Raw genomic sequence first — 18,439 nt, forward strand, 5'->3', positions numbered from 1 at the left:
GATTCCGCCGGGGCCCTCGGCCGTGCGCGACGGGCCTCCGTCAGGCGCGCCGGCCCGCGGTCGCGACCGGGCCGGTGCGGCCCGGACCGGGCGGGTCAGCCGACGTGGGTGTCCGCCGCCTCGACCTCTTCTCGGGTGATGCCCAGCAGATAGAGCACGGTGTCCAGGAACGGCACGTTCACGGCGGTGTGCGCCGCCTCCCGCACCACCGGCTTGGCGTTGAAGGCGACCCCGAGCCCGGCCGCGTTCAGCATGTCGAGGTCGTTGGCGCCGTCCCCGATGGCCACGGTCTGCGCGAGCGGCACCCCCGCCTGCTGCGCGAACTCCCGCAGCAGCCTGGCCTTGCCGGCCCGGTCCACGATGGCGCCGGTGACCCGGCCGGTGAGCTTGCCGTCGACGATCTCCAGAGTGTTGGCGGAGGCGAAGTCCAGCCCCAGCTCCTCCTTGAGCGCATCGGTGACCTGGGTGAAACCGCCCGAGACCACGCCGACTTGGTAGCCCAGCCGCTTCAGCGTCCGCACCAGGGTGCGCGCACCGGGGGTGAGCCGCACCTCCTTGCGCACCGCCTCGACCACGGACGCGTCGAGCCCGCCGAGCAGCTCGACCCGGGCGTGCAGCGACTGCTCGAAGTCCAGCTCACCGCGCATCGCGGCGGTGGTGACCTCGGCGACCTCGGCCTCACAGCCGGCGTGCGCCGCGAACAGCTCGATGACCTCGTCCTGGATGAGCGTCGAGTCGACGTCCATGACGACCAGCCGCTGCGCCCGGCGCTGCAGCCCGGCGGCCACCACGGCGATGTCCACCCCGAGCTGTGCGGCCTCCGGCGCCAGCACGGTCCGCAGCGCCTCTGTCTCGGCACCGGAGACCGCGAACTCGACGGCAGTCACCGGATACTTGGCGAGCCGGAAGATCCGGTCGATGTTGCCGCCGGTGGACGTTATGGCGGCGGCGATCGCGGCGGCCGACTCGGCGGTGAGCGGATGCCCCAGCACGGTGACGTGCGAACGTCCGGTGCCGCGCGGACGGTTGTCACCCCGGCCGGAGATGATCTCCGCCTGGAGGTTCAGCGACTCGGCCCAGCTGTGCACGGTGGCCCGCAGGTCGCCCTCGGCGGCGCCGGTGCCCTGGGTGGGGGAGGGGGCGGTGACCAGTGCGCACAGCGTGATGCGTCCCCGGGTCACCACCTGCTCGATGTCCACGACATCGACGGAGTAGGCGGCGAGGGTGTCGAAGAGACCTGCGGTGATGCCGGGCCGGTCCTTCCCGAAGATCTTGACGAGCAGGGTCGGTACGTCATCGCCCGGTACGGCGGTGGCAGGCGGGATCTGCGATGCGCTCATGGTCCCCTTACGGTAACCGCCGGGCGGACGCCTCCGTACGGGTGTCCGGGGTTCGGACCGGCGCGGCACCGTGCCGCGCGCCCGCACCCCGTCGCTCCCGGCCCCGGCCGCCGCCGTGATCGTTATGGAGTCGTGTCCGGCCCGCCCCGGGCCGTTGGCCGGGACGTCCGCGCAATGTGCCAACGCCCTTGCCGGGCCGCGGCGTTCGGCGGACCGGCGGGACACGGCCACGACGGGTCGCACCTCGGACGGGCATTCGTCCGCTTCATCCCATGATGCGGCCTCCCGGGCGGACGCGCAGGACGTACCCGGAGGCCCCGCGCCGCACCCCGTGGCACCCGGTCCGTCCGGATCACCCGGAATCCGGTGATGCCTGCCCATCCATGGGTGCTTCCCGCGCTCCGGGAGAGTTTGGCGGCCTCGTGCGAGCCCCGCACACCCCGGTCCCGTCCCGGTTTCCGGTCGGTGGGCCGAGCCTGAAATAGTTCCTCACGATGTTCGCCATCCCTAGACTTCCCATACAGGGCGTCACTCGGGGGACTATGTAATGGGGCATGGAGTGCCTGAACTCGTACTCGAATTGAACGGAAGGACCTGGACGCTCGACCCGTCCCGGTCCTACAACGTGGGCCGTGATCCGCAGGGCGACATGGTGCTCGACGACGCCAGGGTCTCCTGGCGGCACGCCACCGTGAGATGGGCCGGCCGCGGCTGGATCATCGAAGACCAGGGCAGCACCAACGGCACCTATGTGCAGGGCCAGCGGATTCACCAGATGGAGATCGGGCCGGGCTCGACGGTGCATCTGGGCAATGCCACCGACGGGCCCCGGGTGACCCTGTCGGCGCCGGCCGCCGACGCCTTCAGCGCGCGGCCCGCGACGGCGCCGCCGCAGCAGCAGCAGGCCGCGCAGGGCTGGCAGGCGCCCCCCGCGCACCAGCCGCCGGTCCAGCAGCCCGTCCAGCAGCCGCCCGTCCAGCAGGGCTGGCAGGCGCCGCCGCAGGACCGGCAGCAGCCGTACGTCCCGCCCCAGCAGGCCCAGCAGGCCGTGCCCCCGCAGCAGGCCCGCCCGCCGCAGGAGCGCCCCGCGCAGGGTGCGGGCGGCGGACCGGCCCACGGCGACCGCAGCCCGACCACCTTCCACCGCCTCGACACCGGCCGGGTGATGCGCATCGGCCGTGCGCTGGAGAACGAACTGGTCGTCTCCGACCTCCAGGTCTCCCGCCACCACGCCGAGTTCCGCGCCACCCCCGACGGCCGCTTCGAGATCCGCGACCTCGGCAGCCACAACGGCACCTACGTCAACGGCCAGCCGGTCACCAAGTCCGGTACGGCGCTGATCGGTCCGAACGACATCATCGGCGTCGGCCACTCCACCTTCCGGCTGGTCGGCGACCGCCTGGAGGAGTTCGTCGACACCGGCGAGGTCTCCTTCTCGGCCCGCCATCTGACCGTCACCGTCGACGGCGGCAAGCAGATCCTCAAGGACGTCTCCTTCGGCGTCCCCGAGAAGTCGCTGGTCGCGGTCATCGGCCCCTCGGGCTCCGGCAAGTCGACCCTGCTCAAGGCGCTGACCGGCTACCGGCCCGCCAACCAGGGCGATGTCCTCTATGACAACCGGAACCTCTACAAGCAGTTCGCCGAGCTGCGCCAGCGCATCGGCCTGGTCCCGCAGGACGACATCCTGCACAAGGAACTGACCGTCCAGAAGGCGCTGCGCTACGCCGCCAAGCTCCGCTTCCCCGGCGACACCGCGGAGTCCGAGCGCGAGGCCCGGATCGACGAGGTGCTGCGCGAGCTCAAGCTCGACATCCACAAGGACAAGCGGGTCACCTCCCTCTCCGGTGGTCAGCGCAAGCGGGTGTCGGTGGCCCTGGAGCTGCTCACCAAGCCGTCGCTGATCTTCCTGGACGAGCCGACCTCCGGACTCGACCCGGGCATGGACCGCGATGTCATGCAGTTGCTGCGCGGCCTCGCGGACGACGGCCGTACGGTCCTCGTCGTCACGCACTCGGTGGCCGAACTCGGGCTGTGCGACAAGCTCCTGGTGATGGCCCCCGGCGGTGGCGTGGCCTACTTCGGCCCGCCCGCCGAAGCGCTCAACTTCTTCCAGTACGACAGCTGGGCGGACGTCTTCTCGGCGTTCGAGAACTACCGCGACTACGACTGGATGGGGCGCTGGCGCGGCTCCCCGCACTACCAGATGTACGCGGCCGACATCGACGCCGTCGCCCCGCAGTCGGTCAACGTCCAGGTGCCGCCGGCCCGGATACAGAAGTCCCAGAGCTGGGGTTCGCAGCTGTGGACGCTGATGCGCCGCTATGTCTCGGTGCTCGCCTCCGACCGCGGCTTCCTGGGACTGATGCTGATCCTGCCGGCGGTGCTCGGTGTGGTCTCGATGCTGATCCCCAGCGACTTCGGCCTCGGCTACGGTCCGCCGGCCAAGCACCGCACCAACCGCGACGCGAGCACGATCATGCTGATCCTCGCGGTCGGTATGTGCTTCTCCGGCGCCGCCAACTCGGTCCGTGAGCTGATCAAGGAGCGGGTCATCTACGAGCGCGAACGGGCCACCGGCCTGTCGCGGTCGGCGTACCTGATGTCCAAGGTGATCGTGCTCGGGGTGGTGACGGCCATCCAGGGCGTGATCATCGCGGCGATCGGCTTCTCGACCCGGAACATGCCGGCCGAGGGCCTCGTGGTGGCCAAGGCCCCCGCGGTCGAGATGACGCTGGCGGTCATCGCGCTCGGCTTCACCTCGATGATGTTCGGCCTGATCATCTCCTCGCTGGTCAAGACCGCCGAGAAGACCATGCCGCTGCTGGTCATGTTCGCCATCGTCCAGGTCGTCTTCACCGGCGTGCTCTTCCAGCTGTTCGACACCCCGGGTGTCGCGCAGTTCGCCTGGCTGATGCCGTCGCGCTGGGCCATTGGCGCGATGGGCGCGACCGCCGACATGAACACGCTGCTGCCGTGGGAGCCGGGTAACCCGGACCCGCTGTGGAAGCACCAGACCGGTGTCTACGTGATGGACCTGATCATCCTGATCGCGCTGGGCATCGGCCTCGCCTTCGCCGTCGCGCGGCTGCTGCGCCGCCACGAGCCGGAGGTCATGCGCAAGTAGCGCCGCGCACCGCAGTCAACGCCCGAGGGGCGGCACCCGGAACCGGGTGCCGCCCCTCGGCGGTGTGTGTGCGTCCGTGGACCGCGTGAACCGTCGGCTCAGTAGGCCGAGTTGACGTTGTCCATCGAGCCGTAACGGTCGGCCGCGTAGTTGCAGGCGGCGGTGATGTTGGCGACCGGGTCGTACAGGTTCCAGGAGGTGCCCTCGACGTGGTACGTGTTGAAGGTCGGCTGGATCACCTGGAGCAGGCCCTTGGACGGGGTGCCGTTGATGGCGTTGATGTCCCAGTTGTTGATGGCCATCGGGTTACCGCTGGACTCCCGCATGATGTTGCGGTGGATGCCCTCGTAGGAACCGGGGATGCCCTTCTTGGCCATGATGTCCAGCGACTCGCGAATCCAGCCGTCCAGGTTGTCCGGGTAGACCTTGGCCTTGGGCGTGGCGGCCGGCTTCGGGGCGGCGGCGGGGATCGCGGTGCGCACCTCGGAGCGGCTCGCGGCGGCCTTCGCCGCACGCGCCTTCTCGGCCTTGGCCTTCGCCGCGGCGGCGGCCTTGGCCTTGGCGGCCTTCTCGGCGGCGGCCTTCTTGGCGGCTGCCTCGGCCTTGCCCTTGGCGGCGGAGTTGTCGGCCTGCTGGGTGATCGTGGCCTGCTGGGTCTTGGCGGCGGAATTGACCGCGCTGAAGGCGACCGGCTTCACGTTCTCGACAGCGGTGGCCTGGCTCGTGCCCTGATCGGCGTCGGCACCGGGTACGGCGGTGAATACGAGCGCGGCGGTACCGGCGGCGGCGACACCGGCAACGGCGAGCTTGTGCGTCCGGGTCAGGCGGTGGAGACCAGAAATGGCGTACTTAGGCATGGCGGGGACAGACCTTCCGGTGGGGGGACGCCGCGCGGGCCTTGAGCGGGGCGAACGCCGTATTCCGACCACGGCGCCGAGCGACGGGAGCCATTCTTAGCGGCCGGAAATTCCCCCGGCAAAGGTGTGACGTACGATCCGAGTTAGTGGAACCACAAGCGGAAATATTCCGTCGCGGATAGAAGCGCCCCAGCTCACGCCATATTTGTGATTCCACTACCCCGGCTCGTAAGTGACCTGCGTCCTATGCGCGGCGTCACAGTGGCAAGGGGTTTGTCTCGCCAGACGTAATTGCAAACGCACAGTCTGTATACGTCGGAACTCGACCGTGAATCCCGCGAGGGGCTTTCCGGTCAAATCGGACACTTCGCATTCCGGAGGCGGGTGGTGCGCCGGATTCTCCGCCGGATCGGCGTGCCTGCCCGCTCGCGGGCAGGCACGGTCCGCCCGCACCCCGGCGGCGGCGCGGGCGAAGCCGCCCCCGCCGCGCCAGGACCCGCCGCTCAGTCCGGCAGCACGAGATGCAGATCGCCGACTCGTGCCACAGGTAGCGCTGCGCCACCGCCGCCGCGTAGGCGTGCCGCAGCACCTCCCCGCCCGCCGTCACCGCCGATGCCACCGCCTCCAGCATCAGGAGATGGGACGCGGTGGGCTCGTGCAGCCCGGTGAGCAGGCCGTCCACCGCCCGCACCCCGCGCTCCGGCGTCACCACCAGATCCGTCCAGCCGGCCGCGGCCCGTACCCGCCCGTCCGCCCCGGCCGCCGACTCCAGGGCCCGTACGGCCGTGGTCCCCACCGCGACGATCCGCCCGGCCGGGGCGCCCGGCGCCGCCCGCCGCCGTGCCGCCGCGCGCCGGGCCCGTGCGGCGTTCACCAGCCACGCGGTCACCGGCGGCACCACGAACCGCTCCGGATACGGCGGCTCGAACGCCTCCGCCGACGCCACCCCGGTGTGCAGCGAGACCGGCGCGAACTGCACGCCCCTGCTCACCAGCCGCGCCACCAGCTCAGCGGTGAACGGCCGCGCGGCGCTCGGCATCTCCGCGCTGCCGCCGCCGGCCGCGTCCCCGGCGAACACCGTCTGGTACGCGGCCAGCGGCCGGCCACCTCCCGGCCCGCCGGATGCCACCGGTCCGCCCGGGTCGAGAAGTGCACCACCACCGGTTCGCCCCGTCCCCGGCCGTCCCCGACCCGGCCGTCCAGCGCCGCCGGCAGCGTCCGTGAGGTGTTCACCACCAGGACGTCCCCGGCCGCCAGCAGCTCCGGCAGCTCCCCGAAGGCGTGCTGCGCGGGCTCGGCCGCGCCCCGGCTCACCAGCAGCCGTACGGCGTCCCGTCCCAGGCCGGGGCCCCGCTGCTCGGCCGGGACCCGGGCGGACAGCTCGTCCGGGACCGCCAGCAGGTCCGCGCTCATCGGGGGCTCACTCCGCCGGGTACCTCCGCCGCGGTTGCCGCCGTGTACCGGCCGCTGGGGGCGGCGGAGGTACCCGCAGCAGGGCCGGCACCACCGTCCCGGGCAGCGGACGCCCCGACGGGTCGTCGTCCGGGACGGCGGCCGCGTACAGGTCGGTCCGCATGTCGCCCGGGTCCACCCACCACACCCGCAGCCCCGGTTCCTCCACCGCGAGCACCGCCGACTGCTGGTCCAGTGCGGCCTTCGCCGCCCCGTAGCCGCCCCAGGTCGGATAGGCCTCCACGGCCGCGTCCGAGCTGAGGGCGAGAATCGCCCCACCTGTCCCTATATAAGGGGGCAAATCGGACAATCCGGCATTTCGGGCATTCTCGGTATAGGGGTGTGAATCGTATGCCTCGCCATTCTCCCCGCCGCCCCCGGAAAGGCCGTTCTCCCTACGGAAAGCGGCTTCCTCGTACGACGGCACATAGGAGGACTGCCGCAAAAGCGGCAAAGCCTCCTGAACGAGTCCCAGGGGCGCCACCACATTCACCTCCAGCGCCGTCCGCAGCCCCTCCAGCGGATGGTCCGCCAGCCGCACCAGCGGCTCCGCCCCCAGCGCACTCGCGTTGTTCGCCAGCAGATCCAGCCCGCCCAGCTCCCGGGCCGCCGCCACCAGCGCCGCCCGGTGCCCGCCGTCCGTCACATCCCCGGGCAGCGCCACCACCCGGGCCGCCCGGCCGCCCGCAGCTCCCGTGCCGCCTCCTCCAGCGGCCCCGCCGACCTGGCGTCCACCACCAGATCCCAGCCACGCCCGGCCAGCGCCACGGCGAGCGCCCGGCCCAGCCCCTTCGATGCCCCAGTGATGACCGCCACCGGCATGATCGCGTCCCCTTCCGCCCCGGACCGGGAGCCCGGCCCTCGCCCTCACCGCAGGAATGCCGCGAGCCCCCGGACGTCGGCCGCCGGACCGGCTGTGGCCAGGGCGTTCGGCCTAGGCCGCGGGGCGTAGACGGCGGCCGCCGCCGGACCGATACGCGCTGGTCGCCCCGCCGGTACGGTGAGCCCATGACCAACGGACCGGGAGCCGGCATCCCCGCGGTGAGCACCGCGATCCTGGCGATGAGCAGGCATCTGGAGGTGCGCGACGTCCTCAAGACGATCGTGGCCTCGGCCCGCGAACTGCTGGACGCCGAGTACGCGGCGCTGGGCGTGCCCGACGACCACGGCGGCTTCGCCCAGTTCGTGGTGGACGGCGTCAGCGCCGAGCAGTGGAAGGCCATCGGCCCGCTGCCCCGCCAGCACGGCATCCTCGCCGCGATGCTGCACAACGCCACCCCCGAGCGGCTCGCCGACGTCCGCGAGGACCCGCGCTTCGGCGGCTGGCCGGCCGCCCACCCGGACATGTCCGACTTCCTCGGCCTGCCGGTCGCCGACGGCGACGAGATCCTCGGCGCCCTCTTCCTCGCCAACAAGCGCTGCCCCAAGCCGGCCGGCGGCTGCGGCTTCACCGAGGAGGACGAGCGGCTGCTGGGGATACTCGCCCAGCACGCCGCCATCGCCCTCACCAACGCCCGCCTCTACGAACGCAGCCGTGAGCTGACCATCGCCGGGGAGCGCGCCCGGCTGGCCCACGAACTGCATGACGCGGTCGCCCAGAAGCTGTTCTCCCTCCGCCTCACCGCCCAGGCCGCCACCGCCCTGGTCGACCGTGACCCGGCCCGCGCCAAGGACGAGCTGCACCAGGTCGCTGCGCTGGCCGCGGAGGCCGCCGACGAACTGCGGGCCGCCGTCATCGAACTGCGGCCCGCGGCCCTGGACGAGGACGGCCTGGTCGCCACCCTGCGCTCCCAGGTCCAGGTCCTGGACCGGGCCCACTCCGCACGGGTCACCTTCGCGGCGCAGGGCGTCCGGGCGCTGCCCGCCGCCCAGGAGGAGGCCGCCCTCCGCGTCGCCCAGGAGGCGCTGCACAACGCCCTGCGGCACTCGGGCGCCAAGAGCGTCGAGGTGTCCCTGTCCCGCGACGGCCAGGGCGCGCTGCTGCGGATCGCCGACGACGGCTGTGGTTTCGACCCCCACGCGGTCCGCCGGGCCGGCCGGCATCTCGGCCTGGTCTCGATGCACGACCGCGCCGGCGGGGTCGGCGGAAGGCTCACCGTGGAGTCGGAGCCCGGCAAGGGCACCGCTGTCGAGATGGAGGTGCCCGGTGGCTGACATGGACAGGGACGGCGCGAGGGCCGTCCCCGGGGACGGCGGCAGGCAACGCCCGGTCCGCCGGACGACGGGCGGGAGCCGGGTCATCCGCGTCCTGCTCGTCGACGATCACCAGGTGGTGCGCCGCGGCCTGCGGACGTTCCTGGAGGTCCAGGAGGACATCGAGGTGGTCGGCGAGGCCTCCGATGGGACCGAGGGCATCGCCGCCGCCGAGGAACTGCACCCGGACGTGGTCCTGATGGACGTCAAGATGCCCGGCATGGACGGCATCGAGGCGCTCCGCACACTGCGCGAGCGGGACAACCCCGCCCGGGTGCTGATCGTGACCAGCTTCACCGAACAGCGCACCGTCGTCCCGGCGTTGCGCGCGGGCGCGGCCGGCTATGTCTACAAGGACATCGACCCGGAGGCACTGGCCGGCGCCATCCGCTCCGTCCACGCCGGCCATGTGCTGCTCCAGCCGGAGGTGGCCGGCGCGCTGCTCGCCCAGGAGGAGAACAACGGCGGCCAGGGCCGCGGCACCTCCCTCACGGACCGCGAGCGCGAGGTCCTCGGCCTGATCGCCGACGGCCGCTCCAACCGCGAGATCGCCCGCGCGCTGGTGCTGTCGGAGAAGACCGTCAAGACCCATGTCTCCAACATCCTCATGAAGCTCGACCTCGCCGACCGCACCCAGGCCGCCCTCTGGGCCGTACGGCACGGCATCGGGGCCTGACCGCTGTACGGGGGCGCCGCCACGGCGCCCCTGTACAGCCACGGCGCCCCTGTACAGCCACGGCGCCCCTGTACAGCCACGGCGCCCCTGTACAACCGCGGTGCGCTTGTACAACGAGAGCAACCGGAACGTCGTCTTCAGATCCGAGATTCATACTGTCGTGTAGCCGTAGCCCGTTTGGCGTATCCGTTCCCGGGCCGGGCCGTTGTCCAGTGCAGTCGTGGCGGCTGGCCACGGCAACGGCAACGAGGAGCTAGAGAAGTGAAGAACATCAAGCGCGCAATGGCCGTCACCGTGGCGGCGAGCGGTCTCGCCCTGGCGGGCGCCGGCATCGCCTCGGCGCACACCCCGCAGGCGCAGGGCGCCTCGGTGAACTCCCCGGGCATCGTCTCCGGCAACAACGTCCAGGTCCCGGTGCACGTCCCGGTGAACGCCTGCGGCATCACCGCCACCGTCATCGGTGCGCTCAACCCCACCTTCGGCACCCCCTGCCTCAACGCCTGATCCACGGCCTGCCCGCAGGGTCCGTCCGGCCCGCGCGACGCCATGGTCCGCGCGGGTCGCTCCGGACCGGCCCGTCGGCCTCCGGGCGCGTGGCCGGTCCCTCCCTCCGCCACCGTCACTCCGGCTTCTGTGCCGCCACGTGAGGAACACGCCCCCATGAACACCGCCAAGAAGGCCGCACTCGTCCTCGCCGCCACCGGTTTCGCCCTCGGTGCGGCCGCCGGTTCGGCCTTCGCCACCAGTGGCGCGCAGGCCGACGGCACGGCCACGCAGTCTCCCGGCATCGGCTCGGGCAACCTGGCGCAGGTGCCCGTGCACGTCCCCGTGAACGCCACCGGCAACAGCGTCAACGTCATCGGCGCGCTCAACCCCGCCTTCGGCAACGCCAGCTCGAACCACTGAGGTTGTCCGATCCGGGACGCACCACTCCGTCTGCCCAGGGCGGTGCGTCCCCGTTCGGCAAGGGCCCCGTCGACCACACAATGGTCCGGCGGGGCCCGTCCCGTTCAGCCCCGGTGCCGCTCCCGCTCCTCCACCGCGGAGTTGTAGGCCGCCACCTGTGCCCGCCGGGCCGTCCGCTCCACCGGCCGCAGCGCCTCGGTACGGGCCGCGATCTCCGACGCGCTCACCGCCGCCCCGTGCTCCCGGCCGTCCCCGCCGGCCTGCTGCGCGATGGTGAGGAGCGCCCCGACGCGCTGCGCCAGCTCCAGCACCCGCACCGCACGGGGCGGATAGCCCGGGGCCAGCACCTGCCGCCCGGCCTCCGCCCGCGCCCGGTACGCCGCCAGCGCCGCCTGCGCCACCGGACCGGCACCCGCCACATCCAGCCGCGAGAGCAGCGCGGTCGCCTCCTGGAGCGCCTCCGCCAGCTCCCGCTCGGCCTCGCCGAGCGACGGCACATCGGCCGGCGGCGCCTCCCGCACCGGCAGACAGCGCCAGACCACCTCCACATGCACATCGGGCCCGGCGCCACCCTCCGGCCCGGCCTCGTAGGTCTCGGGCACCAGCCCGAGCCCGGCCCCCGAGGCGAGCACCGCCTCCTCGGCCTCCAGAGCCCGTGCGTTGAATTCCGGCGGTCCGCACAGCCCCAGCGGATGGCCGGACACCGGCAGCGCCACCCGCAGGCCGACCGCCCCCAGGGCCCGCAGCCGCCCCAGCGCGAGCGTCAGCCCGACCGGCGCCGCCTCCCCGGGCAGGCCCTCCACGCGGTGCACCGCATCGTCGTCCGCGATCCGGAGCGCGGCTTCATCAGGTGAGACAAGTCCGGCCAATAGGGCATTTCCCCATGCCGCCAGACGTCCTGAACGAGGTTCATCGAGCATGGTCCCCAGCCTAGGGAAGAGCACCGACAACGAGTGGCGTAGGTTTGCAGGGGGGCTGCGCCTACAGGTGTACGCGACGACCGAGAAGCAATGGGAGACAACGCGCTCATGAGCGATGTGCTGGAGCTGGTGGACGTATCCGTGGTCCGCGAAGGACGGGCTCTGGTGGACCAGGTCTCCTGGTCGGTGAAGGAGGGGGAGCGCTGGGTCATCCTCGGCCCGAACGGCGCCGGCAAGACCACCCTCCTCAACCTCGCCTCCAGCTACCTCTTCCCGAGCTCCGGCTCCGCCTCGATCCTCGGCGAGCAGCTCGGCAAGGTCGACGTCTTCGACCTGCGCCCGCGCATCGGCGTCGCCGGCATCGCCCTCGCCGACAAGCTCCCGCGCAGCCAGACCGTGCTGCAGACCGTTCTCACCGCCGCCTACGGCATGACGGCCAGCTGGCAGGAGAACTACGACGACATCGACGAGCAGCGCGCCCGCGCGTTCCTCGACCGCCTCGGCATGAACGCCTACCTCGACCGGAAGTTCGGCACCCTCTCCGAGGGCGAGCGCAAGCGCACCCTGATCGCCCGCGCGATGATGACCGACCCCGAGCTGCTCCTGCTGGACGAGCCGGCCGCCGGCCTCGACCTGGGCGGCCGCGAGGACCTGGTGCGCCGCCTCGGCCGCCTCGCCCGCGACCCGTACGCCCCCTCCATGATCATGGTCACCCACCATGTCGAGGAGATCGCCCCGGGCTTCACCCACGTCCTGATGATCCGTCAGGGCAAGGTGCTGGCCGCCGGCCCGCTCGACCTCGAACTGACCTCCAGCAACCTCTCGCACTGCTTCGGCCTCCCGCTGGTCGTCGAGCGCAACGGCAACGACCGCTGGACCGCGCAGGGCCTCCCGCTGACCTGAGGGTCCGTCACCCGGCCACCCCTCAGGGCGCCGTGCCACGCGCACGCGAGCCCTCCCTGACCGATCGCGCCCTGTCCCGGGCCGCCGCACCGATCTACCATGAAGCCGTGGATTCATGGGTGTGGTGGCTGATCGCCGCCGTAGGACTGGGCATTCCGCTGGTCGTGACCGCGATGCCCGAATTCGGGATGCTCGCGGTCGGCGCCGTCGCCGGAGCCGTCACCGCGGGCATCGGTGGCGGCACCGTTGCGCAATTCCTCGTGTTCGCCGCCGTGTCGGTCGCGCTGATCGCGGTCGTGCGCCCCCTCGCCAACCGCCGTCGCGGCCAGAGCCCCCATCTCGCGTCCGGAGTCGACGCGCTGAAGGGCCGCAGCGCCACGGTCCTGGAACGCGTCGACGGCGGAGGCGGCGGCCGCATCAAACTCGCCGGAGAGGTCTGGTCCGCCCGCGCCCTCGACGGCAACCAGGTCTACGAACCCGGCCAGCAGGTCGACGTCGTCGAGATCGAAGGCGCCACCGCTCTCGTGATCTGACCCGAACACGCTGCGCGACGAGCCACGACTCTGAAAGACTGATCAACGGCAAGCCGGTCGCCGGCCGGCACGGACCAGCAACGAAGGGCACGGGAGCCGCTGTGGAACCGATCATCATCGTCCTGATCATCCTGGTGGTGCTCGTGTTCATCGCACTCATCAAAACGATCCAGGTCATCCCACAGGCCAGCGCCGCCATCGTGGAACGCTTCGGGCGCTACACCCGCACCCTCAACGCCGGCCTGAACATCGTCGTCCCGTTCATCGACTCCATCCGCAACCGCATCGACCTCCGCGAGCAGGTCGTGCCGTTCCCGCCGCAGCCGGTGATCACCCAGGACAACCTGGTCGTGAACATCGACACCGTCATCTACTACCAGGTGACCGACGCGCGCGCCGCGACCTACGAGGTCGCCAGCTACATCCAGGCCATCGAGCAGCTCACCGTCACCACGCTGCGGAACATCATCGGCGGCATGGACCTCGAACGCACCCTGACCTCCCGCGAGGAGATCAACGCGGCGCTGCGCGGCGTCCTCGACGAGGCCACCGGCAAGTGGGGCATCCGCGTCAACCGCGTCGAGCTGAAGGCCATCGAGCCGCCGACCTCCATCCAGGACTCGATGGAGAAGCAGATGCGCGCCGACCGCGACAAGCGCGCCGCCATCCTCCAGGCCGAAGGTGTCCGGCAGTCCCAGATCCTCACCGCCGAGGGTGAGAAGCAGTCCTCGATCCTGCGTGCCGAGGGTGAGGCCAAGGCCGCGGCCCTGCGCGCCGAGGGCGAGGCCCAGGCGATCCGGGTGGTCTTCGAGTCCATCCACGCCGGAGACCCGGACCAGAAGCTGCTCTCCTACCAGTACCTCCAGATGCTCCCGAAGATCGCCGAAGGCGACGCCAACAAGCTCTGGATCGTGCCGAGCGAGATCGGCGACGCCCTCAAGGGCCTCGGCGGCGCCATCGGCAACTTCAACCCCGCGGGCGGCGGCTCCATCCCCAAGCCCAGCTCGCCGAACCGCGAAGCTCCGCCCATCGACTGACCCGTCCGCCCTCGTGCATGATCAGCGGTGGCCCCCCGACCTTCATGGCGGGGAGGCAACCCTGACCATGTGAGGAGAAGGACGTGTCCATCGGGGAAGCAGTCGCAGTCCTCGCCGCCGGAATCGGTGCCGGCACGATCAACACCGTCGTCGGTTCCGGCACCCTGATCACCTTCCCGGTGCTGCTCGCCTTCGGCCTGCCACCGGTCACCGCCAACGTGTCCAACACCCTTGGCCTGGTGCCCGGTTCGATCAGCGGCGCCATCGGCTACCGCCGCGAACTCGCCGGCCAGCGCCGCCGGATTCTGCGCTTCTCCGCCTTCGCGCTGATCGGCGGCCTCGGCGGCGCGATCCTGCTGCTGGCGCTGCCCTCCAAGGCCTTCGACACCATCGTCCCGGTGCTGATCGCCGTCGCGCTCGTCCTCGTCGTCGCACAGCCCAGGCTCGCCGCGAGGGTCCGCGCCCGGCGCGAGCGCAACGGCACCACCGCCCACTCCGACGGCGGCCCCGCGCTGCTCCTCGGCCTGATGCTGGCCAGCGTCTACGGCGGCTACTTCGGCGCCGCGCAGGGCGTCATCTACGTCTCCCTGATGGGCGTGCTGCTCCACGAGGACCTGCAGCGGATCAACGCCCTCAAGAACGTCCTCGCGGCCGTCGTCAACGGCGTGGCCGCGGTCTTCTTCCTCTTCGTCGCCGACTTCGACTGGACCGCCGTCGCCCTGATCGCCCTCGGCTCCACCCTCGGCGGACAGCTCGGCGCGAAGGTCGGCCGACGGCTGCCGCCCACCGCGCTGCGCGGTGTCATCGTCCTCGTCGGCCTGCTGGCCATCGTCCAACTCCTCCTGAAATAGGGGAAGTTGGACGACGGCCTCGGAGCGTGGGCGCTACGCCGGCACCGCCAGCCACTCCGGCAGCGCGTCCCGCACCGACACCCCCAGCGTCGACAGCAGCGCGTCCGCCGGCGTCGGCTCGAACGGCCGCCGCAGCAGCGCCATCCCCGCCTGCTCGGGCGTACGGTCCGCCTTGCGGTGGTTGTCCTCCGCACACGAGGCGACGGTGTTCAGCCAGGTGTCCCCACCGCCGTGCGACCGCGGCACGACATGGTCCACGGTCGTCGCCCGCCGCCCGCAGTACGCGCAGCGGTGCTGGTCACGCACCAGCACCCCCCGCCGCGACCACGGCGCCCGTTGTCGGAACGGCACCCGGACATATCTGCTCAGTCTGATCACCTGCGGCACTGGCAGATCCACCGAGGCGGCACGGATGCGCAGCCCCGGGTGAGCGTGTTCGACGACGGCCTTGTCCTGCATCACCAGCACCACCGCCCGCCGCAGCGACACCGTCGACAACGGCTCGAAGCTCGCATTGAGCACCAGCGTCTCGCGCATCCCGCCCACCTCCCGGACCCGCTCCGCCCCCGCGGCGAAGTTGCTCCACTGTGCAGCGGCAGGTATTCCCCGAACAACGCAATTTCCGCATGCCACAAGGGAAATGGGGGACGATCGGCAGATGAAGAAGAGGTGCTCGCGCAGCGGCTCACACGGCGCGGACATGCGTGCGCTCCGGGTCTCGCCCCCGTGATACACACGAGACCCGGAGCGAACGGCGGCCGGCGAGGACACCCGCTTGGACGCGGGCTCCGGCGAGCGACGGACGACACACCTGCGCCCCGCCGCTCCCGCCACTGCGGTACCAGCTGCCCGACGCCCTGATGAAGGGCGGCGGCACGGACACCACTGTGCGTGGGGGAGCGCCGGGGCGCAACGGAATTACGGCGCTCAGCCCGCCGCGGGAATCTCGTACTCGGCGATCAGCTGAGCCCGACCGAGGGTGTGGAACCGCAGATTGAAGCCCACCACCGCCGGCGAGGCATCGGCGTCCGGACCGAGCTTCTCCTGGTCCACCGCGTACACCGTGAACACATAGCGGTGCGGACCGTCCCCGGGCGGCGGCGCCGCGCCCCCGAAGTCCCGCGTCCCGTAGTCGTTACGGACATGCACGGCGCCCTCGGGCAGCCCCTTCATCTCCCCGGACCCGGCACCGGCCGGCAGCTCCGTCACCGACGCCGGGATGTCGAACAGCGTCCAGTGCCAGAATCCGCTGCCCGTCGGGGCATCCGGGTCGTAGCAGGTGACGGCGTAGCTCTGCGTCCCCGCCGGCGCCCCCTCCCACCGCAGCTGCGGCGAACGGTTCCCCTCGGCGAAGACCTGCCCCGGCCGCAGCGTCCCGCCCGGCTCCACCTCCTCGCTCAGCACCGTGAACTCCGGCACCGGCGGATGGAAATCGTGCGGGAGCGGCCGCCGCTTCAGCTCGGACACTGCAACACCTCCTGGTCGCTTGCTGACACCTGTCCGGCCAGGTTAGAGCCAGTTCCGCTTACCGCCGACCTCGGCCAGCCACTGGTTGAGGTATCCCGCCCAGTCGGTCCCCTGGTAGTCGTTCAGCCCGACCGTGAACGACCGGAAGGTGTCCGAGCCCTCGCTGAACAGCCCCGGCTTCTTGTCCATCTCCAGGACGACGTCCATCTCCCGGTCGTCCGCCACGAACGACAGCTCGACCTGGTTGAGCCCGCGGTACTGCTGCGGCGCGTGGAACTCGATCTCCTGGTAGAACGGCAGCTGCTGCCGCGTCCCCCGGATGTGACCCTGCTCCAGGTCAGCGGCCTTGAAGCGGAACCCGAGCCGCCCGAACGCGTCCAGGATCGCCTGCTGCGCCGGCAGCGGGTGCACGTTCACCGGGTCCAGGTCACTGGAGTCCACCGCACGGGCGATCGCCAGCTCCGTCGTCACCCCGACGCTCATCCCGTGCAGATGCGTCCCCAGGAACGTGGTGATCGGCGTCTCCCACGGAATCTCCAGGCCGAACGGCACGGTGTGCGCCGCCCCCTCCTGCACCGTGAACTCCCCGCCCAGCTGGACCTTGGTGAACTCGACGTTCCGCTTGTACTCCTCCTCGCCGCTCTCGACCTCGACGCGCGCCTGGAGCCCGACCGACAGCCCCTGGATCTCCTGAGCCACCGACCCGCCCTGAATCCGCACCTCGCCCTGCACGACCCCGCCCGGGACGACGTTCTCCTCGAAGAGCACCGTCTCCACCGACGCGCCTCCGGCCCCCAGGCTCGCCAGCAGCTTCTTGAATCCCATGGTCGTCCTCCCCAGGCGGCATGCCTGTGTTCTGTGTAGCGCGCCGAGATCTCGGCTTGATTCCTACGAACGCGAAACCGCGCAAGCCGGTTCCACGGCCACACCTTCCCAACCCCGGCGCTTCCATGGCCAGCCGCCTGCCCGAACGGCTGCACTACGCTCGGTCCGCATGACCGACGTACCGGAACGAATGCCGCTCACCCGCGACTTCTTCGACCGCCCGGTCGTGGAGGTGGCCCCCGATCTCCTGGGCCGCACCCTCCTCCGCAACACCCCCGACGGCCCGATCACCCTCCGGCTCACCGAGGTCGAGGCGTACGACGGCGAGACCGACCCCGGCTCCCACGCCTACCGCGGCCGCACCGCGCGCAACGCCGCCATGTTCGGCCCGCCCGGCCATGCGTACGTCTACTTCATCTACGGGATGTGGTTCAGCCTCAACGTGGTCTGCGGCCCCGAGAACAAGGCGAGCGGTGTCCTGCTGCGCGCCGGCGAGATCCTCACCGGCATCCCCTTGGCCGCCGGCCGCCGCCCCAAGGCCCGCAACAGCAACGAGCTGGCCAAGGGCCCGGCCCGCCTGGCCACCGCCCTCGACATCGACCGCACCCTCGACTCCACCGACCTGTGCACCGGCGGCACCGCCCCCCTCTCCCTGCTGCCCGGCCAACCGCCGCCCCCGGAGCGGGTACGCAACGGCCCGCGCACCGGCGTCGGCGGAGACGGCGCCGACCACCCCTGGCGCTACTGGATCGCCGACGACCCCACCGTCAGCCCCTACCGCCGCCACGTGCCCCGGCGCCGCACCACCAGCGCTCCTTGACTCTGCCCCGCGAACCGCCTAACGTAGCCCGAGCCGCTGGAGACGGGCAGCGCTATTTGCGCAGACCGCCAGGCGGCACAACCAACTACTCTCAACGATTCCCTCACGGGTCTTCTTTCGCGTTGCCGAAATTCGACCCCGCCGACTCGATTATGAGTCGCCAGGGAAAGCCGCTAAAGTAGTAACCACGCCGAAAGGGCAGCAGTAAATAACTGCTCCGAGGCGGAACTCCGACGGAAATCGGAACCGGAATCGAAGCGAAACCGGATCTGTTAAAGTCGGAAAGGTCGAAAAGCGAAAGCGAAGCGGCCGACCCCGCTCCGACAGGGGCCAGAGACGGAAACGGATCTGGTAGAGTCGGAAACGCGAAGAAGCCGAAAGGCGGAAACGCACCGGCGAAAATCGGGCCCGCAAGGATCTGATAGAGTCGGAAACGCAAGACCGAAGGGAAGCGCCCGGAGAGCCCGGTACTGAGAAATCAGAACCGATAAGGCACAAAGGAAGCGTCCGTTCCTTGAGAACTCAACAGCGTGCC

General features: G+C 71.2%; 18 protein-coding genes and 1 pseudogene. 10 read left to right on the forward strand and 9 right to left on the reverse strand.

The genetic code is table 11. From position 1 onward, the window contains the following. Positions 1-95: 95 nt before the first annotated feature. On the reverse strand, positions 96-1,340 hold the full coding sequence (gene serB, locus ACWC9R_RS35280) for a phosphoserine phosphatase SerB (protein WP_450737787.1): 1,245 nt from the start codon (positions 1,338-1,340) through the stop codon (positions 96-98). Between the two features lie 547 nt (positions 1,341-1,887). Here serB and ACWC9R_RS35285 point away from each other — a divergent pair. Beyond that, the gene (locus ACWC9R_RS35285) at positions 1,888-4,464 is read left to right on the forward strand and encodes an FHA domain-containing protein (RefSeq protein ID WP_450737789.1); all 2,577 of its coding nucleotides are present in this window, start codon (positions 1,888-1,890) and stop codon (positions 4,462-4,464) included. 98 nt (positions 4,465-4,562) lie between these two features. On the opposite strand, the gene ACWC9R_RS35290 is transcribed toward ACWC9R_RS35285, so the two are convergent. From ACWC9R_RS35290 to ACWC9R_RS35305, 4 genes and pseudogenes are all read right to left on the reverse strand, one after another. Further along, on the reverse strand, positions 4,563-5,321 hold the full coding sequence (locus ACWC9R_RS35290; protein WP_450737791.1) for a transglycosylase SLT domain-containing protein: 759 nt from the start codon (positions 5,319-5,321) through the stop codon (positions 4,563-4,565). A gap of 503 nt (positions 5,322-5,824) precedes the next feature. Next, positions 5,825-6,734, reverse strand: a pseudogene (locus tag ACWC9R_RS35295) (S-adenosylmethionine:tRNA ribosyltransferase-isomerase). A 7-nt stretch (positions 6,735-6,741) separates the two neighbouring features. Continuing rightward, positions 6,742-7,440, reverse strand: coding sequence for an SDR family oxidoreductase (locus ACWC9R_RS35300; protein ID WP_450737793.1), 699 nt, complete (start codon positions 7,438-7,440; stop codon positions 6,742-6,744). Beyond that, on the reverse strand, positions 7,416-7,595 hold the full coding sequence (locus ACWC9R_RS35305; RefSeq protein ID WP_450737795.1) for an SDR family NAD(P)-dependent oxidoreductase: 180 nt from the start codon (positions 7,593-7,595) through the stop codon (positions 7,416-7,418). Before ACWC9R_RS35305 ends, ACWC9R_RS35300 begins: the two co-directional genes overlap by 25 nt. A gap of 186 nt (positions 7,596-7,781) precedes the next feature. On the opposite strand from ACWC9R_RS35305, the gene ACWC9R_RS35310 reads away from it, so the two are divergent. The 4 genes from ACWC9R_RS35310 (at position 7,782) to ACWC9R_RS35325 (ending at position 10,548) form a co-directional block, all read left to right on the forward strand. Next, entirely contained in the window at positions 7,782-8,927 is a 1,146-nt protein-coding gene (locus tag ACWC9R_RS35310) for a GAF domain-containing sensor histidine kinase (RefSeq protein WP_450737797.1), read from the forward strand. Continuing rightward, positions 8,920-9,642 carry a response regulator gene (locus ACWC9R_RS35315; RefSeq protein ID WP_450737799.1) on the forward strand — a complete coding sequence of 241 codons (723 nt, stop codon included), beginning with the start codon at positions 8,920-8,922 and terminating at the stop codon, positions 9,640-9,642. Before ACWC9R_RS35310 ends, ACWC9R_RS35315 begins: the two co-directional genes overlap by 8 nt. 261 nt (positions 9,643-9,903) lie before the next feature. Beyond that, positions 9,904-10,146 (forward strand): chaplin, encoded by a 243-nt coding sequence (locus tag ACWC9R_RS35320; protein ID WP_450737801.1) that lies wholly within the window; start codon positions 9,904-9,906, stop codon positions 10,144-10,146. A 156-nt stretch (positions 10,147-10,302) separates the two neighbouring features. Then, on the forward strand, positions 10,303-10,548 hold the full coding sequence (locus ACWC9R_RS35325) for a chaplin (protein WP_450737803.1): 246 nt from the start codon (positions 10,303-10,305) through the stop codon (positions 10,546-10,548). Positions 10,549-10,652: 104 nt separating this feature from the next. Here the strand turns inward: ACWC9R_RS35325 and ACWC9R_RS35330 are convergent, their stop codons facing one another. Next, on the reverse strand, positions 10,653-11,468 hold the full coding sequence (locus ACWC9R_RS35330; RefSeq protein WP_362610966.1) for a hypothetical protein: 816 nt from the start codon (positions 11,466-11,468) through the stop codon (positions 10,653-10,655). A 90-nt stretch (positions 11,469-11,558) separates the two neighbouring features. On the opposite strand from ACWC9R_RS35330, the gene ACWC9R_RS35335 reads away from it, so the two are divergent. The 4 genes from ACWC9R_RS35335 to ACWC9R_RS35350 all read left to right on the forward strand — a co-directional run bounded on the left by ACWC9R_RS35335 (position 11,559) and on the right by ACWC9R_RS35350 (position 14,792). Then, positions 11,559-12,371 (forward strand): ABC transporter ATP-binding protein, encoded by an 813-nt coding sequence (locus ACWC9R_RS35335; protein ID WP_450737804.1) that lies wholly within the window; start codon positions 11,559-11,561, stop codon positions 12,369-12,371. 119 nt (positions 12,372-12,490) lie between these two features. Further along, positions 12,491-12,904 carry an NfeD family protein gene (locus tag ACWC9R_RS35340; RefSeq protein WP_450737812.1) on the forward strand — a complete coding sequence of 138 codons (414 nt, stop codon included), beginning with the start codon at positions 12,491-12,493 and terminating at the stop codon, positions 12,902-12,904. A 101-nt stretch (positions 12,905-13,005) separates the two neighbouring features. Further along, positions 13,006-13,941 carry an SPFH domain-containing protein gene (locus ACWC9R_RS35345; protein ID WP_085927205.1) on the forward strand — a complete coding sequence of 312 codons (936 nt, stop codon included), beginning with the start codon at positions 13,006-13,008 and terminating at the stop codon, positions 13,939-13,941. A gap of 83 nt (positions 13,942-14,024) precedes the next feature. Continuing rightward, positions 14,025-14,792 (forward strand): sulfite exporter TauE/SafE family protein, encoded by a 768-nt coding sequence (locus ACWC9R_RS35350; protein WP_450737806.1) that lies wholly within the window; start codon positions 14,025-14,027, stop codon positions 14,790-14,792. Positions 14,793-14,825: 33 nt separating this feature from the next. On the opposite strand, the gene ACWC9R_RS35355 is transcribed toward ACWC9R_RS35350, so the two are convergent. From ACWC9R_RS35355 to ACWC9R_RS35365, 3 genes are all read right to left on the reverse strand, one after another. Further along, positions 14,826-15,329 carry an HNH endonuclease gene (locus ACWC9R_RS35355; RefSeq protein ID WP_109888878.1) on the reverse strand — a complete coding sequence of 168 codons (504 nt, stop codon included), beginning with the start codon at positions 15,327-15,329 and terminating at the stop codon, positions 14,826-14,828. A 390-nt stretch (positions 15,330-15,719) separates the two neighbouring features. Beyond that, entirely contained in the window at positions 15,720-16,259 is a 540-nt protein-coding gene (locus ACWC9R_RS35360) for a YbhB/YbcL family Raf kinase inhibitor-like protein (protein ID WP_450737808.1), read from the reverse strand. A 42-nt stretch (positions 16,260-16,301) separates the two neighbouring features. Beyond that, positions 16,302-17,084: a sporulation protein gene (locus ACWC9R_RS35365; RefSeq protein ID WP_362610975.1), complete on the reverse strand. Its 783-nt coding sequence runs from the start codon at positions 17,082-17,084 to the stop codon at positions 16,302-16,304. A gap of 169 nt (positions 17,085-17,253) precedes the next feature. On the opposite strand from ACWC9R_RS35365, the gene ACWC9R_RS35370 reads away from it, so the two are divergent. Then, positions 17,254-17,904, forward strand: coding sequence for a DNA-3-methyladenine glycosylase (locus tag ACWC9R_RS35370; RefSeq protein WP_450737810.1), 651 nt, complete (start codon positions 17,254-17,256; stop codon positions 17,902-17,904). Positions 17,905-18,439 lie beyond the last annotated feature (535 nt).

It is taken from the genome of Streptomyces sp. NPDC001219 (assembly GCF_053597915.1).

What these genes read in the sequence shown, in the direction of transcription:
- ACWC9R_RS35365 (WP_362610975.1), bottom strand. Translation starts at nt 17,084, where the DNA reads ATGGGATTCAAGAAGCTGCTGGCGAGCCTGGGGGCCGGAGGCGCGTCG.
- serB (WP_450737787.1), bottom strand. Translation starts at nt 1,340, where the DNA reads ATGAGCGCATCGCAGATCCCGCCTGCCACCGCCGTACCGGGCGATGAC.
- ACWC9R_RS35305 (WP_450737795.1), bottom strand. Translation starts at nt 7,595, where the DNA reads ATGCCGGTGGCGGTCATCACTGGGGCATCGAAGGGGCTGGGCCGGGCG.
- ACWC9R_RS35325 (WP_450737803.1), top strand. Translation starts at nt 10,303, where the DNA reads ATGAACACCGCCAAGAAGGCCGCACTCGTCCTCGCCGCCACCGGTTTC.
- ACWC9R_RS35290 (WP_450737791.1), bottom strand. Translation starts at nt 5,321, where the DNA reads ATGCCTAAGTACGCCATTTCTGGTCTCCACCGCCTGACCCGGACGCAC.
- ACWC9R_RS35285 (WP_450737789.1), top strand. Translation starts at nt 1,888, where the DNA reads ATGGGGCATGGAGTGCCTGAACTCGTACTCGAATTGAACGGAAGGACC.
- ACWC9R_RS35355 (WP_109888878.1), bottom strand. Translation starts at nt 15,329, where the DNA reads ATGCGCGAGACGCTGGTGCTCAATGCGAGCTTCGAGCCGTTGTCGACG.
- ACWC9R_RS35310 (WP_450737797.1), top strand. Translation starts at nt 7,782, where the DNA reads ATGACCAACGGACCGGGAGCCGGCATCCCCGCGGTGAGCACCGCGATC.
- ACWC9R_RS35335 (WP_450737804.1), top strand. Translation starts at nt 11,559, where the DNA reads ATGGGAGACAACGCGCTCATGAGCGATGTGCTGGAGCTGGTGGACGTA.
- ACWC9R_RS35330 (WP_362610966.1), bottom strand. Translation starts at nt 11,468, where the DNA reads ATGCTCGATGAACCTCGTTCAGGACGTCTGGCGGCATGGGGAAATGCC.
- ACWC9R_RS35370 (WP_450737810.1), top strand. Translation starts at nt 17,254, where the DNA reads ATGACCGACGTACCGGAACGAATGCCGCTCACCCGCGACTTCTTCGAC.